This is a genomic window from Arenibacter echinorum (genome assembly GCF_003259375.1).
GTDB lineage: Bacteria > Bacteroidota > Bacteroidia > Flavobacteriales > Flavobacteriaceae > Arenibacter > Arenibacter echinorum.
In genome coordinates this window covers 219613-235341 of record NZ_QLLN01000005.1, presented here as the reverse complement: position 1 = coordinate 235341, position 15729 = coordinate 219613, and the positions used below count along the sequence as shown (strand labels likewise).

The 15729-nt window shown below is 41.4% G+C and carries 12 protein-coding genes and 1 riboswitch; all 12 genes read left to right on the top strand.

The window, feature by feature from the left end:
- Positions 1-15: 15 nt before the first annotated feature.
- The 12 genes from LV92_RS14325 (at position 16) to LV92_RS14270 (ending at position 15693) form a co-directional block, all read left to right on the top strand.
- On the top strand, positions 16-639 hold the full coding sequence (locus LV92_RS14325; RefSeq protein ID WP_111624518.1) for a phosphoadenosine phosphosulfate reductase domain-containing protein: 624 nt from the start codon (positions 16-18) through the stop codon (positions 637-639).
- Between the two features lie 121 nt (positions 640-760).
- A complete protein-coding gene (gene cysD, locus LV92_RS14320; protein ID WP_111624517.1) occupies positions 761-1660 on the top strand; it encodes a sulfate adenylyltransferase subunit CysD in 900 nt (299 codons plus the stop codon).
- A gap of 76 nt (positions 1661-1736) precedes the next feature.
- A complete protein-coding gene (locus LV92_RS14315; RefSeq protein ID WP_111624516.1) occupies positions 1737-2984 on the top strand; it encodes a sulfate adenylyltransferase subunit 1 in 1248 nt (415 codons plus the stop codon).
- 113 nt (positions 2985-3097) lie between these two features.
- Positions 3098-5188: a HEPN domain-containing protein gene (locus LV92_RS14310; RefSeq protein ID WP_111624321.1), complete on the top strand. Its 2091-nt coding sequence runs from the start codon at positions 3098-3100 to the stop codon at positions 5186-5188.
- A gap of 2 nt (positions 5189-5190) precedes the next feature.
- Positions 5191-6024 carry a uroporphyrinogen-III C-methyltransferase gene (gene cobA / locus LV92_RS14305; RefSeq protein ID WP_111624320.1) on the top strand — a complete coding sequence of 278 codons (834 nt, stop codon included), beginning with the start codon at positions 5191-5193 and terminating at the stop codon, positions 6022-6024.
- Between the two features lie 78 nt (positions 6025-6102).
- On the top strand, positions 6103-7167 hold the full coding sequence (locus tag LV92_RS14300) for an NAD(P)/FAD-dependent oxidoreductase (protein WP_111624319.1): 1065 nt from the start codon (positions 6103-6105) through the stop codon (positions 7165-7167).
- Between the two features lie 171 nt (positions 7168-7338).
- Positions 7339-7492: riboswitch (SAM riboswitch) on the top strand.
- A gap of 187 nt (positions 7493-7679) precedes the next feature.
- On the top strand, positions 7680-8693 hold the full coding sequence (locus LV92_RS14295; RefSeq protein WP_111624318.1) for a homocysteine S-methyltransferase family protein: 1014 nt from the start codon (positions 7680-7682) through the stop codon (positions 8691-8693).
- On the top strand, positions 8690-9631 hold the full coding sequence (locus tag LV92_RS14290; protein ID WP_111624317.1) for a pyridoxal-phosphate dependent enzyme: 942 nt from the start codon (positions 8690-8692) through the stop codon (positions 9629-9631). The genes LV92_RS14295 and LV92_RS14290 overlap by 4 nt, the downstream gene beginning before the upstream one ends.
- Positions 9632-9675: 44 nt before the next feature.
- A complete protein-coding gene (gene metH, locus LV92_RS14285; protein WP_111624316.1) occupies positions 9676-12390 on the top strand; it encodes a methionine synthase in 2715 nt (904 codons plus the stop codon).
- 284 nt (positions 12391-12674) lie between these two features.
- The gene (gene metF, locus LV92_RS14280) at positions 12675-13628 is read left to right on the top strand and encodes a methylenetetrahydrofolate reductase [NAD(P)H] (RefSeq protein ID WP_111624315.1); all 954 of its coding nucleotides are present in this window, start codon (positions 12675-12677) and stop codon (positions 13626-13628) included.
- Positions 13629-13741: 113 nt separating this feature from the next.
- On the top strand, positions 13742-14839 hold the full coding sequence (locus LV92_RS14275) for an acyloxyacyl hydrolase (RefSeq protein WP_111624314.1): 1098 nt from the start codon (positions 13742-13744) through the stop codon (positions 14837-14839).
- A gap of 44 nt (positions 14840-14883) precedes the next feature.
- On the top strand, positions 14884-15693 hold the full coding sequence (locus LV92_RS14270) for a head GIN domain-containing protein (protein WP_245946388.1): 810 nt from the start codon (positions 14884-14886) through the stop codon (positions 15691-15693).
- The last annotated feature ends 36 nt before the right edge of the window (positions 15694-15729 follow it).

Here is a 15729-nt window from a genome sequence, read left to right as displayed (position 1 = left end):
ATAGAATTGAGGACAATGGCATATACAGATGAACAAATACACAAATTAAACCAACAATTTAAAGGTATACCACCAGAAGAAATAATTTCTTGGGCAATACAGTCAGCAGAGAAGCCTTTGGTAACCACAAATTTTCGTCCATATGAAGTGGCTATTTTACATGCAGTGACGGATGTTTCCCCTCATATTCCTGTTGTTTGGTGCGATACGGGTTATAATACCCCTAATACCTACAAACATGCGGAAGAGCTAATTGCAAGATTACATTTGAATGTAAAATTATATGTTCCCAAACAAACTTCCTCACATAGGGATGCTATCATGGGAATTCCGGGGATAGATGATCCCAGGCATCAGCTTTTTACGGAGCAGGTAAAGTTGGAGCCGTTTAGAAGGGCCATGGAGGAGCATAAGCCAGATGTTTGGTTTACAAACCTAAGACAAGGTCAAACAGCGTTAAGGGATTCTTTGGATATTTTAAGTTTAAGTAGGGACGGGGTTTTGAAGGTGAGTCCTTTTTACCATTATAATGATAGTCAGTTGGATGCTTATCTCAAGGATAGGAATTTGCCCAATGAACATAAATATTTTGATCCCACCAAGGTTTTGGAAAACCGGGAATGTGGATTGCATACCTAAGAAAAGAATATTAACAATTGGTGAATGATTCCTTTATGGGAAGCCAGTTAAATACAGAATTATCGTGAGCATTGTAGAATCAGAATTGGAAACATTAGTAGGCGTGAACGAATCGAATGAATTGGAAGTATTGAACAATAATGCTTTGGAGAACGAAGCTATTTATATTTTAAGGGAAGTTGCGGCGCAGTTTGAAAAGCCAGTGTTGCTGTTTTCAGGAGGTAAAGATTCCATTACTTTGGTGAGATTGGCGCAGAAGGCCTTTTTTCCGGCTAAGATACCTTTCCCTTTAATGCATATAGATACTGGGCATAATTTTCCGGAGACCATTGCCTTTAGGGATAAGTTGGTCAAGGAATTGGGAGTGGAGTTAATTGTTCGTAATGTTCAGGATTCCATAGATCAAGGTAAAGTTATTGAGGAAACGGGCAAATACTCCAGTAGGAATATGCTGCAGACTACCACATTGTTGGATGCCATAGAGGAATTTAAGTTTGATGCCTGTATTGGTGGAGCAAGAAGGGATGAGGAAAAGGCACGTGCCAAAGAACGTATCTTCTCCGTTCGTGACGATTTTGGTCAGTGGGACGAAAAAAACCAGCGTCCAGAGTTGTTCGACATGTTGAATGGTCAGATTGAGTTAGGACAGAACGTAAGGGTTTTTCCAATAAGTAACTGGACGGAATTGGATGTTTGGAGCTATATCCAAAAAGAGGACATAGAAATACCTTCCATCTATTTTGCCCACAAGAGAAAGATATTCCTTAGGGACGGATTTATATGGTCTGCAGAAGATGATGTGGTTTTCCGTGCTGAAGATGAAAAAGTGGAGGAGCGTATGGTTCGTTTTAGAACTGTAGGGGATATGAGTTGTACTTCCGCGGTACTTTCCCATGCAGATACCATTGAAAAGGTAGTTGGTGAAATTAGGGAATCCAAGATTTCCGAAAGGGGAGCAAGGATAGATGATAAGCGTTCCGAAGCCGCAATGGAGAAAAGAAAACAACAAGGATACTTTTAAAGCCGGCATTTGAAGCAGGTTGACAATTAAAATAAATGTCAACATAATCCAAAGCCCAATACAAAATACAAAAGAAATGGAAGTACTAAAAATAGCAACAGCAGGAAGTGTAGATGACGGTAAAAGTACCTTGATCGGAAGATTGCTGTATGATACCAAATCGCTGACCGATGATAAGTTGGAAGCCATTGAAAAAACGTCTAAACAAAAAGGATATGACTATCTTGATTTCTCTTTGGCCACTGATGGTTTAGTTGCGGAAAGGGAACAAGGCATTACAATAGATGTAGCTCATATCTATTTCTCTACCCCCAATAAGAGTTATATCATTGCGGATACTCCTGGTCATGTAGAATATACCCGTAACATGGTTACCGGTGCGTCTACCTCCCAAGCAGCTATTATTTTGATCGACGCAAGAAAAGGAGTGATAGAGCAGACCAATAGGCACTTTTTTATCAATAATTTATTGAGGATCAAAGATGTTATCGTAGCCATTAATAAAATGGACTTGGTTGATTATTCAGAGGAAAGATACAATGAAATCAAAGCTGATTTTGAGGAGCTGATGAGTAAACGGGATTACCAAGACCAAAAAATAACCTTTATTCCCGTAAGTGCACTTAAGGGTGACAATGTGGTAAACAGGTCGGAGAAAATGGCTTGGTATAAAGGACAAACTCTTTTGGAACATTTTGAGGCATTGGATAGAAAGGATATTTATAACGTAGGTACCCCAAGATTCCCGGTTCAGTATGTGATACGTCCCAAAACAGATGAATTCCATGATTTTAGGGGATTTGCGGGAAAAGTATATGGTGGTGAGCTAAGTGTTGGGGATGAAGTAGTGGTATTGCCATCTATGACCAGATCCAAGATCAAGGATATCTATTTTTACGATAAGAAGTATAAAACAGCAACCAGACGTTCTTCAGTGACCATTACCTTGGAAGATGAGATCAATGTGAGTAGGGGAGATATGTTGGTGAAGGCAGGTGATTTGCCTACTATTGACAAGCAATTTACTGCCACCGTTTCATGGATGGATTCGCAAAATTTAACCGTGGGAAGCAAATATGTGGTACAGCACGGCGTGAACAAGGTTTTGGCCAAGGTCGAGAACATTCACCATAAGATTAATCCGGATTACTCTGGCATCGATACGACTATCAATGCCTTGGGAATGAACGATATTGCACAGGTTACTTTTAGACTGAACAAGCCTATTTTTTATGATTCCTTCAAGAATCATAGAACCAATGGCTCATTTATCCTAATAGATAATCAATCCAATACAACAGCCGGGGTCGGATTTATAAATTAATCCACCTTCCAACCTCTAGGGGATGGAGTTGTTGTCAATTTAACCTATTAATCCTATGGGATAAAGGTTTTAAAAGAATTTAATAATCAATTTGAATAAAAAATATAAGTAGCATGCGGACTTTCAGAACAGAAGTGGAAAACCCGGTTGTAGAACAGGACATCATAGCATTGGAAGCTAAGATCCGTGAATTTCAAGGCGGTAGTTTGGACGAGGAGAAATTCCGTAGTCTAAGATTGGCCAGGGGAATTTATGGTCAAAGACAACCCGGAGTTCAAATGATACGTATTAAGTTGCCTTATGGGAAGGTTAGCTCCCAACAACTTAGGAGGATTTGTGATGTTTCGGAAGAATACTCTACGGGTCGACTTCACATTACTACTCGTCAGGATATTCAGATCCATTATGTGGATATTAATCGTACTCCGGAATTATGGGCGCAGTTGGAACAGGACGATATTACGATCAGGGAAGCATGTGGAAATACGGTTCGTAACGTAACGGCTAGTGAAACTGCCGGAATAGATGTAAACGAACCTTTTGATGTTTCCCCATATGCACATGCCTTATTTCAATATTTTTTGAGAAACCCTATTAGTCAGGAAATGGGAAGGAAGTTTAAAGTTTCCTTTTCTGCCTCGGACGAGGATACTGGTCTTTCATACATGCACGACCTTGGCTTTATTGCCAAGATTGAAAATGGAGTAAGAGGCTTTAAGGTGCTATTGGGAGGTGGATTGGGATCGCAGCCCCGCCACGCGGATGTAATCTACTCTTTTCTTCCTACAGACAAGATCATTCCTCTAATGGAAGGAGTAGTTCGTGTTTTTGATCGTTTTGGGGAAAGAAAAAGTAGGGCAAAGGCAAGAATGAAATTCTTGTTGAAGGATATTGGTTTGGACGGATTTAAGCAATTGTTGGAAGAAGAGCAATTGGCAATACCTGTCCAAACATACGAAATAGATGCGGATGCTTATCCAAAGGTAAATATTGCAAAGAATAATGCTCCTGAAGTCACTATTAAGGATCAAAAGGCTTTTGAAAAATGGAAATCGACCAACTTGGCTCCTCAAAAACAACAGGGATATGTTGCCATTGGGGTAAAAGTGCTATTAGGGGATTTTTATATAGAGAAAGCCAGACAATTGGCAGATTTAGTGGAAAAATATGCGGCAAGTGAAATTAGATTGAGCTTGAGACAAAATATATTGATTCCTTATGTTAAGGAATCCTTGGTGCCCTTCTTTTATCAAGAATTGGAGAAATTGGGATTCGCCGAAGTTGGATACAATACGGCATTGGACATTACCGCCTGTCCAGGAACGGATACCTGTAATTTGGGTATTGCCAGTAGTACGGGGATCGCTGATGAATTGGAAAGGGTTATCAAGGCAGAATACCCACATTATATAGATAACCCGGATGTGGTTATAAAAATAAGTGGCTGTATGAACGCCTGTGGCCAGCACAATATGGCCAATATTGGTTTTCAGGGAATGTCCGTGAGAACAAAGGATAAATTGGTAGCCCCAGCACTTCAAGTGCTCTTGGGAGGAGGTAATTTAGGAGATGGAAATGGCCGCTTTGCAGATAAAGTTATTAAGATACCTAGTAAGAGGGGACCAGAATCTTTGAGACTTATTTTAAATGATTATGATGCGAACGGCAATGGAAAGCCTTTTGTAGAATATTATGAGGAAAAGGGTCAAATGTATTTCTATGATTTTCTAAAGCCCTTGTCAGATGTGGATAACCTAACGGCATCCGATTTTATTGATTGGGGTACTTCGGAAAAATATGAACAAGCCATTGGTGTAGGAGAATGTGCCGGGGTGGTAATCGATTTAATAGCCACTTTGTTGTTTGACAGTGAGGAAAAAATCGAAACAGCAAAACTGAATTTGGAAGAGGAGAAATGGGCAGCCAGTATCTATCATTCCTATTCATCTATGGTAAATACGGCCAAGGCTTTATTGACTGCCGAAAATACCAAGGTAAATACCCATATCAGCATCATAAAGGATTTTGATGAGTTGTTTGTGGCGTCCGGAAAATTTAATTTGGATCAAAGCTTTGAGAAAATGGTGCTTCAATTAAATCAGAATGCCCCTACCGAAGCCTTTGCAAAAGCTTATGTAAAGGATGCCGAGGAGTTTTTGGCCAATGTGGAAGCTTACAGAAAATTAGAATTGACAAACGTATAATAATGATAAATAAGGTAAATGATATTCACGTTGGTGCCGCAGTGGTAATTCCTGATTCCAATCAGGAAACCATTAACCATGGACAGTTGACCGTTGTAGGAGCTGGACCTGGCGATGTGGAGTTGATAACGCTAAAGGCTATTAAAGCCTTGCAGGCGGCTGACGTGGTATTGTATGATGCCCTTGTGGACGTTGCCTTATTGGACTATGCACCTAATGCCGAACATATATTTGTTGGTAAAAGAAAAGGATGCTATGCCTATCAGCAAGAGCAAATAAACGATCTTATTGTTAGTAGGGCCAAAACCCACGGGCATGTAGTCCGATTAAAAGGCGGGGATCCCTTTGTTTTTGGAAGAGGGGCGGAAGAAATGGAATATGCGGCCAGTAAAGGCATAAAAGTAGCCATGGTTCCAGGGATTTCATCCTCCGTTGCTGTGCCGGCTTCTCAAAACATCCCAGTCACCAAAAGGGGTGCGGCGGAAAGTTTTTGGGTGATTACCGGGACCACCAAAGATCATAAATTATCTTCTGATGTAGCTTTAGCAGCTAAATCCAATGCCACCATAGTAATATTGATGGGGATGGGAAAACTAGCGGAGATAGTTGAGCTATTTAAGCAGGAAGGTAAGGCGGATATGCCCATTGCGATTATTCAAAACGGTACTCGTCAAGATGAAAAGTTGGGTATTGGTACCATAGGTACCATAGAACAAATAGTGGTCCAGTGCCAATTGAGCAACCCCGCTATTATTGTTGTAGGAGAAGTTGTTAATCACAGATCGGCAGTATTGAATTATGCCGAGATATTACAAGTACACCAGGAGGTGTTATAAATAATAAAGAAAAGTGCCTATCTAAGCTAGTTTAGGATTCAAGGGTGCAATTATAAATTAGGAATTAATCAAAGTAGTATGATAAAGACAGATATACTTATTATTGGAGCGGGTCCAACAGGGTTGTTCACGGTTTTTGAAGCGGGATTGTTGAAATTGAAGACGCATCTTATAGATGCTTTGCCTCAACCTGGGGGCCAATGTTCGGAAATTTATCCTAAGAAGCCTATTTATGATATTCCAGCATTCCCGGAAATTCTTGCCGGCGATTTGGTTAAAAATCTGATGCAACAAATTCAGCCCTTCGAACCAGGGTTCACCTTGGGAGAGAGGGCCGAAACTTTGGATAAACTGGATGATGGATCCTTCGTGGTAACTACAAATAGAGGGACAAAACATCATGCTCCGGTGGTAGTTATTGCCGGTGGATTGGGATCTTTTGAGCCTAGAAAACCATTGATTCCCAATTTGGTAGATTTTGAGGATAAGGGTGTAGCTTATATTATTAAAGATCCTGAGGTTTATAGGGATAAGAAAGTGGTTATTTCCGGAGGTGGGGATTCTGCCTTGGATTGGGCAATATTCCTTTCCGACGTGGCTGCTGAAGTATCTTTGGTACACAGAAGAAATGAATTTAGGGGAGCTTTGGATTCAGTAGAAAAAGCCGCTGACTTGGCCAAACTGGGTAAGATTAAATTGTTTACCGAAGCTGAGGTGGTCAGGTTGTACGGAGACGATAATTTGGAAGCTGTTGTGGTAAAGCATAATGATGAGACCAAAGGCGAAAGCTATGTGGAAGCGGATAATTTTATTCCATTGTTCGGACTTTCCCCAAAGTTAGGTCCAATCGGCGATTGGGGACTTGAAATAGAGAAAAATGCTATTAAAGTTAACAATGCCTACGATTATCAGACCAATATTCCTGGGGTTTATGCTATTGGGGATGTAAACACCTATCCCGGAAAGCTTAAATTAATATTGTCCGGGTTCCATGAAGCTGCTGTGATGTGTCAGAGTGCATATCAGTTGATCAATCCTGGAAAACGTTATGTAATGAAATATACCACTGTTGGTGGTGTGGAAGGATTTGACGGTAGCAAGAAGGAAGCTAAAAAAGAAGTAGTTCAAAGTATTTTGGCTTAATAACCATTTTAGACCAATCTTTATAGCCTGCCAGGTCTTAAAATCTGGCAGGTTTCATATTTACAAAAGATTCCTGAATTTCAAATTTTAGAATATTAAAATAAAGTAGTGTTTCCTTGCTTTTAAGGGCACTGATGCGTTACTTTGCAGACAGTTCATTATCAATTTGAAACGTTATCAAGAAAGGCGGAGGGACTAGACCCGATGAAGCCTTAGCAACCCTTTTTCGAAGTCGGTCACTATCGCGAAGAATAAAGAAGGTGCTACGTTCTAATCCTATGTTTTATTCTGTTTATCTGGAATTTCATTTGGGAATAGATAACATAAAGAAAGACGCAGGTCCAAAACTTTTCCTTACTTGATTTTATTTATTTTTTTGATACCGATAACTGGGTTGTTATACTTTGTTTTCGGGTGTCAATTTTCTAATTTTGTGGTCCCAAATAGTTTGGGGACATATGTGATGGTATCTTTGTTTGTTCTATAGGGAGCAAACATTTTTGAAAAGTAATATGAAGAATATTCAGGACGTACTCAAGGAAAGGATTTTGGTGTTGGATGGTGCTATGGGGACCATGCTTCAACGGCATAAGTTTACTGAGGAAGATTTTAGGGGAGATCGATTTAAGGATTGGGAACATCCCCTACAGGGAAATAATGACCTATTGTCCCTTACCCAGCCGGAAGCTATAGCCGAGGTGCACCGCCTGTATTTTGCCGCTGGGGCCGACATTGTTGAAACCAATACTTTTTCCAGTACTACCATTGCGATGGCAGACTATCATATGGAAGGTTTGGTCTACGAATTAAATTATGAGTCGGCTAAAATAGCAAAAGCGGTAGCGGACGAGTTTACTGCCAAAGAACCCAATAAGCCGCGTTTTGTAGCTGGGAGTATTGGGCCTACCAACAAAACGGCCAGTATGTCTCCGGACGTAAATGATCCGGGCTTCAGAGGGGTATCTTTTGATGAATTACGATTAGCTTATAAACAACAGGTGGAAGCCCTTGTGGACGGAGGGGTGGATATTTTGTTGGTGGAAACAGTTTTTGATACCTTGAATGCCAAGGCTGCATTATTTGCCATTGAAGAGGTGAAGGAAGAACGAAATATAGATATTCCAATTATGGTAAGCGGTACTATAACCGATGCTTCGGGTAGAACCTTATCCGGCCAAACTGCTGAAGCCTTTTTAATATCCATAAGCCATATACCCATTTTGTCCGTAGGATTCAACTGTGCCTTAGGGGCTAGTCAGTTAGTGCCACATTTAGAGGTGCTCTCCAGTAAAACGGAGCACGCCGTTTCTGCCCATCCCAATGCGGGTTTGCCCAATGCTTTTGGGGAATATGATGAAACACCGGAGGAAATGGCAGCACAGATAAAGGAATATGCCGAAAAAGGCTTGGTGAATATAGTTGGTGGATGTTGTGGGACCACTCCCGAACATATAAAGGCAATGGCCGATGTGGTTAAAGATTATTCGCCTAGAATTCTAAATAGCTTAGAAGCGTATAGCCAATGATACCTAGCAGGCAGATTGTTCTTGAGGCAGGGAACAGGGTTGCACCCTTTGTTCATAGAACACCGGTGCTCACCTCCCGTTTGCTGAATGAATTAGCTGGGGCGGAGGTTTTCTTTAAATGTGAGAACCTTCAAAAAATGGGTGCTTTTAAAATGCGGGGTGCTATCAATGCCATCCAACAATTAAGTGAGGCCCAGAAAAAGGCTGGGGTGGTAACCCATTCGTCCGGAAATTTTGGTCAGGCCTTGGCTTTGGCGGCCAAGAATTTGGGGGTGAATGCCTATATAGTAATGCCCTCAAGTGCCCCGGCCGTAAAAATTGAGGCCGTGAAAGCTTATGGAGGGTTGGTTACCATTACGGAACCTACCTTGGAAGCCAGGGAAAAATCGGCAGCAAACATTGTTGCGGAAAAAGGAGCTGTTTTTTTACATCCGTCCAATGACCTGAACGTGATTTTGGGGCAAGGTACAGCGGCCTTGGAACTTTTACAGGACCAACCTGTTCTGGAATATATTATGAGTCCGGTAGGAGGTGGTGGACTCCTTGCGGGTACGGCATTGGCCGCCCATTATTTAGGGGATAATTGCAGGGTCGTAGGTGGTGAGCCAATGGAAGTGGATGACGCCTATAGAGCCTTTAAGAGCGGGAAAATAGAGTACAATATATCAGCGAACACTATAGCGGACGGACTTAAAACTAACTTAGGGGATATAAATTTTCCCATTATCAAGGAATTGGTCTCTGATATCATTAGGGTTGAGGAGGACGAAATTATTGCTGCCATGAAATTAATTTGGGAGCGGATGAAATTGGTGATAGAGCCATCTAGTGCAGTACCCTTTGCTGCCTTGTTAAAGGAAAGGGAAAAGTTTAAAAATAAAAAGGTGGGGGTCATTCTCTCAGGAGGCAATGTGGAACTATCAAATTTGCCATTTTAAAGACGCAGTTTGGTGTTTATAATGTCTAGGTCAATATAAAAATAATGAGCAATATAACGGATAAGGAACAACATATTACAAAACGGTTTTTAAAACTCTCCGGATTGGAACCTTTGGTGATTACCCCAGAAAGCAATTTCGTAAATGTAGGGGAACGCACCAATGTGGCGGGTTCCAAAAAATTCCTTCGACTGATTAAAGAAGAGAAGTTTGAGGAGGCATTGGATATAGCTCGCGAACAGGTAGAAGGCGGAGCTCAGATCATTGATGTCAATATGGACGATGGTCTTATTGATGGAAAAGAGGTTATGGTAAAGTTCTTGAACCTTATTGTGGCCGAACCGGATATTGCTCGGGTACCTATCATGATTGATAGCTCTAAATGGGATATTATTGAGGCAGGTCTACAGGTAGTCCAAGGAAAATGTGTGGTGAATTCCATAAGTCTCAAGGAAGGGGAGGAAGAGTTTATTAAGCACGCCAAATTAATTAGGCGTTACGGGGCTGCCGTCATAGTTATGGCTTTTGACGAGGTAGGGCAGGCAGATAATTACGAAAGGCGATTGGAAATCACCAAACGCTCCTATAATATTTTGGTGGATAAGGTAGGATTTCCCCCAGAGGATATAATATTCGATTTGAATATTTTTCCCGTAGCCACGGGAATGGACGAGCATAAGTTAAACGCGCTCGACTTTATAAAGGCCACCGCATGGGTAAAGAAAAATTTGCCTTTTTGTAGTGTAAGTGGAGGGGTAAGTAATGTGTCCTTTAGTTTTAGAGGGAATAATCCCGTACGGGAAGCTATGCATTCCGTGTTTCTTTATCACGCCATAAAGGCGGGGATGAATATGGGAATTGTAAACCCGAGTATGTTGGAGGTCTATGATGATATTCCAAAAGACCTTTTAGAGCATGTAGAGGATGTAATCCTCAACCGAAGGGAAGACGCCACGGAGCGATTATTGGACTTTGCAGAAACCGTAATTGGTAAGGAGAAGGAAAATAAGATAGATCTTTCCTGGAGGGAAGAACCCTTACAAAATAGGATTACCCGTGCCTTGGTCAAGGGAATAGATCAATATATTGTAGAGGATGTAGAAGCGGCCCGTTTAAGTGTTAAAGCACCTATAGAAGTTATAGAAGGGCATTTGATGACCGGAATGAACGTGGTAGGGGATCTTTTTCAAAGTGGTAAGATGTTCTTGCCCCAGGTGGTAAAATCGGCCAGGGTCATGAAAAAGGCTGTGGCTTATCTATTGCCATTTATTGAAGAGGAGAAGCTTAAAAACCCCCAGCCGGAAGGAAGCAGCTCGTCTGCAGGTAAAATTCTAATGGCGACCGTAAAAGGAGATGTTCACGATATAGGAAAAAATATTGTTAGTGTGGTCCTGGCCTGTAACAATTACGAGATAGTAGATTTGGGAGTAATGGTACCCCCGGAGAAGATTATTAATGCCGCCAAGGAGGAAAAAGTGGATATCATAGGGCTGAGCGGTCTTATAACCCCATCCTTGGACGAGATGGTCTTTTTGGCCAAGGAAATGGAGCGACAAAATTTTACGGTTCCCTTGCTTATCGGGGGTGCCACCACCAGTAAGGCACATACAGCGGTTAAAATAGACCCTCAGTATAAGAGTGCCGTGGTGCATGTAAACGATGCTTCCAGGGCAGTTACAGTGGTGGGCGACCTTTTACAAAAGGAATCGTCCAATAGGTATAAGGAAAACATTAAATTGGACTATGCCGACTTTAGGCAAAAATTCCTGAATAGGGGCAAGCACAAGGAGTATTTAACCCTTGAGGCGGCCAGGAAAAATAAATATCAATTGGATTGGTCAAAGGCCGAAATTGTAAAGCCTAAGACCTTGGGAATTCAAATGATCGAGGATTTTGACCTGAACGAATTAGTGCCATATATAGATTGGTCTCCCTTCTTTAGAAGTTGGGAGCTGCATGGCAAGTATCCGGATATTTTAGAAGATGAGGTAGTTGGCAAACAGGCAACCGAGCTTTTTGCAGATGCCAAGGCAATGATGCAGAAGATTTTGGATGGTAAGCTATTTAAGGCAAAGGCTATTTTTGGGCTGTTTCCCGCGAATACTATTAATGATGATGATATTGCCCTTTCCCATAATGGGGAAGAGTTTATTTTTAGGACTTTGCGCCAACAGGCCAAAAAATATGTGGGGAAACCTAATTTTGCACTGTCCGATTTTATTGCCCCCAAAGAAGGTGGTTTGCAGGATTACATAGGTTGTTTTTGCGTATCCACAGGCTTTGGCACTGATGAATTGGCAGATGGTTACCGCAAAAATTTGGACGACTATAACAGTATAATGGTCAAAGCACTCGCAGACCGTTTCGCCGAGGCTTTCGCGGAATATTTACATAGGGAAGTAAGGATCAATCATTGGGGTTATGCCGCTGATGAGGGACTTAGCAATGAGGAGCTGATCAAGGAATCCTATTTAGGGATACGGCCTGCGCCCGGTTATCCTGCATGTCCGGACCACTTGGAAAAATTGACATTGTGGGAATTGATGGAGGTAAAGGAAAAGATTGGGGTAGAATTGACAGAGAGTTTGGCCATGTGGCCGGCGGCCAGTGTAAGTGGTTATTATTTTGGCAATCCAGAAGCTCGTTATTTTGGGGTAGGTAAAATAAAAGAAGACCAAGTGGCCAACTTTGCAGCGAGAAAAGGGATGCCCTTGGAAGAGGCAACAAGATGGTTGGCCCCGAATATTGCGGATGATTAGGGAAAGGGCAGGTCTAGGTCTAGACAAAAGAAGAAAGAATATGTAAAGTTGGGTTGAAGTTGGATATTTCTTGCAGCAGGGATAGGAACGATATCTTTTTTATGACTTTGGAATAAAAAAATTAAGTGTATAGCCCGGCCACAAACCGATAGAAAGGAGCGTTTGTGGGCTGCCATAATAAAAATGAAAGAGAAAATAAGATTTAAGAAAAGCCCCAGTGCAGGGAAATAAATAAAATAATCGCTAATGAGCCTTTTCTTTAAGAAAGGATATAGGGAGAAATTATGAAAGTAACGGAACATATTAAAAAAGCGGAGGGGAAGACATTGTTTTCCTTCGAAATCATACCACCGGTCAAAGGAAGAAGTATTCAGGAATTATACGATAATATTGACCCATTAATGGAGTTTAATCCCCCTTTCATTGATGTAACTACATCCAGGGAGGAGTACGTGTACATAGATAGGGATGGCTTGTTGGATAAAAGATTGACCCGTATGAGGCCTGGAACTGTGGGTATTTGCGCCTCTATACAGCACAAATACGGTGTTGATACCGTTCCACATGTACTTTGTGGAGGTTTTACCAAGGAGGAAACCGAATATGTGTTGGTAGATTGTCAATATTTGGGTATACAAAATGTGATGGCGCTTCGTGGCGATGCACGGAAAGAGGAGCAGTATTTTAATCCTACCAAGGGCGGACATGCCTATGCTTCGGAGCTGGTGAAACAGATCCACGCCTTAAATCACGGTAATTATTTACATGACAAGGTAGAGACGGTGCATAGTGCCGATTTTTGTATTGGCGTTGCTGGGTATCCGGAAAAACACTTAGAGGCACCATCCTTGATTACGGATTTGAAACGATTGCAAGAAAAGGTAGAAGCTGGAGCCGATTATGTGGTGACGCAAATGTTTTTTGATAACCAGAAGTTTTTCGAGTTTGTAGAGGCTGCAAAGAAAATGGGAATCAATGTGCCCATTATTCCTGGAATTAAGCCAATTGCTGTAAAGCGGCATTTGCAATTATTGCCACAGGTCTTTAAAATAGATCTGCCGCAGGACTTAATAGATGCGGTGGACGATTGTTCCACTAACGCGGACGTACGTCAGGTAGGTATAGAGTGGGCCATTCAGCAATCCAAGGAGCTGAAGGCGGCGGGCGTACCTGTATTGCACTATTATTCCATGGGTAAATCCGATAATATTGAGGCTATAGCCAAAGAGCTGTTCTAAAGAGATCCCTAACTTGGCTTTCCACGAATTATTTTCCAGGGTTTAGTGAAGTAAAGCTGGCATTGTTAAGTTTTAGAAAACGTATTTTTAATTTTTCATTACATTTGCTCCCCATGAACCTAAGGCTATTTCTTATAGGCTGTCTGTCGACAGCTTTTTGCTTTTCACAAAACCGGAAAGAAACCAAGAGGTACACCTTGGATGTTAGTCAATACTATGGTTCGGTGCTCTTGCACAATACTGATATTTCACATTTGATTACCAATCATCCTGGGGGTATTATCCTAGGATACAATAGGAAGACTTATGGGGATGAGGAATGGCAGCAACTCTACAATTATCCGGATACGGGTTTTTCGTTTGTTTATCAGAATATGAACAACATTACTTTGGGGGAGAATTATGGACTATATGCCCATTATAATTTCTATTTTTTTAGAAGAAACCTTCAATTTCGGTTGGGGCAGGGCATAGCCTATAATACCAATCCCTTTGATAAGAACGAAAATTTTAGGAACAACGCCTATGGTTCGCATTTCTTAAGCTCTACCTATTTGATGTTCAACTATCACAAGGAAAATTTATTTAAAGGCTTGGGGCTCAAGGCCGGGCTTTCCCTTATTCATTACTCCAATGCCAACGTTACCGCACCCAATACCTCTACCAATACCATGGCCCTAAACGTGGGGTTGACCTATGATCTGGATGGGGGCCAGGAACGGGAATATATTAGAGCCGAAAAATTGAAGGTTTCAGAACCTATTAAACTTAATCTCGCCTTTAGGTCCGGAATAAATGAGAGTGATGTAGTGGATTCTGGCCAATATGCTTTTTATATTTTTTCTGCCTATTTAGACAAGCGCTTTACTAGAAGAAGTGCCCTACAGCTAGGTACAGATGTGTATTTTTCCAACTTTTTAAAGGAACTTATACGCTATCAGTCGGTAGCATTTCCTGAATATGGGGTACAACCGGATGACGATTATAAGCGTGTTGGTGTGTTTTTGGGTCATGAACTTTTTATTAATAAAATGTCCGTTATTGCCCAGTTGGGGTATTATGTGTACTATCCTTTCGATTTTGAAGGAAAGGTCTATAATAGGATTGGCTTGAAGCGATATTTTTCGGATAAGGTCTATGGGGCCATAAGTTTAAAATCGCATGGTGCAAAAGCCGAAGCCGTAGAATTTGGGGTTGGAGTTAGGCTATAGAATCAATTAATTGAGCAGATGGTCTGCTCAAATAATATAATATAATGAACTATTTTATTTTGAAGATAAGATTAGGGTGTAAGAGCACTGCGACAATTGTTGCCAGAAACGGCATGTTATTGGCGATAATGTTGGTGCTTGTGAATTGCAATAGTGAGAATGCGCCCGATTGCTTTCAAAATGCCGGGGATATTAGCAGGGAAATCGTGGAAGTGCCTAATTTCACTACGATTACGGTCTATGAAAATGTACAATTGACCTTAAGACAGGGAAGTCCCTTGAAGGTAGAAGTGGAAACAGGGGAATATTTGCGGGACGAAGTTGAGGTAAAGGTTGTGGATGACCGACTTTTGCTACGCGATACCAATGATTGTAATTTTACACGAAAATACGGACTTACCAAGGTTTTTGTTACGGCTCCCGATATTACGGAGATTAGGAGTAGTACGGGACTCGATGTCCTGAGTGATGGCGTTTTGGCGTATCCTAGTTTAACCTTAATTTCCGAGAGCTTCAACGACCCGGATGCCGGGTATACCAGTGGGGAGTTCAATTTGAAATTGGACACCCAAAGTTTGGCCATTGTTTCCAACGGAATTTCGTTTTATAATTTAAGGGGCAAAACCATTAATTTTAGTATAGTCTTTGCTTCAGGGGATTCCCGTTTGGAGGCCGAGGCCCTAATTGCGGAAAACATTAGCTTTAACCACAGGGGATCCAACGATATGCGCTTAAGTCCACAGGAATCGCTTAAAGGTACTTTGCGTGGCACTGGGGATGTGGTTAGTTTTAATAGACCAGCCGTAGTGGAGGTAGAGCAATTGTATAAAGGAGAACTTATTTTTATTGATTAGCACCAAAGTCTACGGTCGCAGTCCAATCTCTATTTT

Bases quoted from the DNA above. Each gene is read 5' to 3' on its own strand.
- LV92_RS14325 (WP_111624518.1), top strand. From the start codon at position 16: ATGGCATATACAGATGAACAAATACACAAATTAAACCAACAATTTAAA.
- LV92_RS14315 (WP_111624516.1), top strand. From the start codon at position 1,737: ATGGAAGTACTAAAAATAGCAACAGCAGGAAGTGTAGATGACGGTAAA.
- LV92_RS14310 (WP_111624321.1), top strand. From the start codon at position 3,098: ATGCGGACTTTCAGAACAGAAGTGGAAAACCCGGTTGTAGAACAGGAC.
- cobA (WP_111624320.1), top strand. From the start codon at position 5,191: ATGATAAATAAGGTAAATGATATTCACGTTGGTGCCGCAGTGGTAATT.
- LV92_RS14300 (WP_111624319.1), top strand. From the start codon at position 6,103: ATGATAAAGACAGATATACTTATTATTGGAGCGGGTCCAACAGGGTTG.
- LV92_RS14295 (WP_111624318.1), top strand. From the start codon at position 7,680: ATGAAGAATATTCAGGACGTACTCAAGGAAAGGATTTTGGTGTTGGAT.
- LV92_RS14290 (WP_111624317.1), top strand. From the start codon at position 8,690: ATGATACCTAGCAGGCAGATTGTTCTTGAGGCAGGGAACAGGGTTGCA.
- metH (WP_111624316.1), top strand. From the start codon at position 9,676: ATGAGCAATATAACGGATAAGGAACAACATATTACAAAACGGTTTTTA.
- metF (WP_111624315.1), top strand. From the start codon at position 12,675: ATGAAAGTAACGGAACATATTAAAAAAGCGGAGGGGAAGACATTGTTT.
- LV92_RS14275 (WP_111624314.1), top strand. From the start codon at position 13,742: ATGAACCTAAGGCTATTTCTTATAGGCTGTCTGTCGACAGCTTTTTGC.
- LV92_RS14270 (WP_245946388.1), top strand. From the start codon at position 14,884: ATGAACTATTTTATTTTGAAGATAAGATTAGGGTGTAAGAGCACTGCG.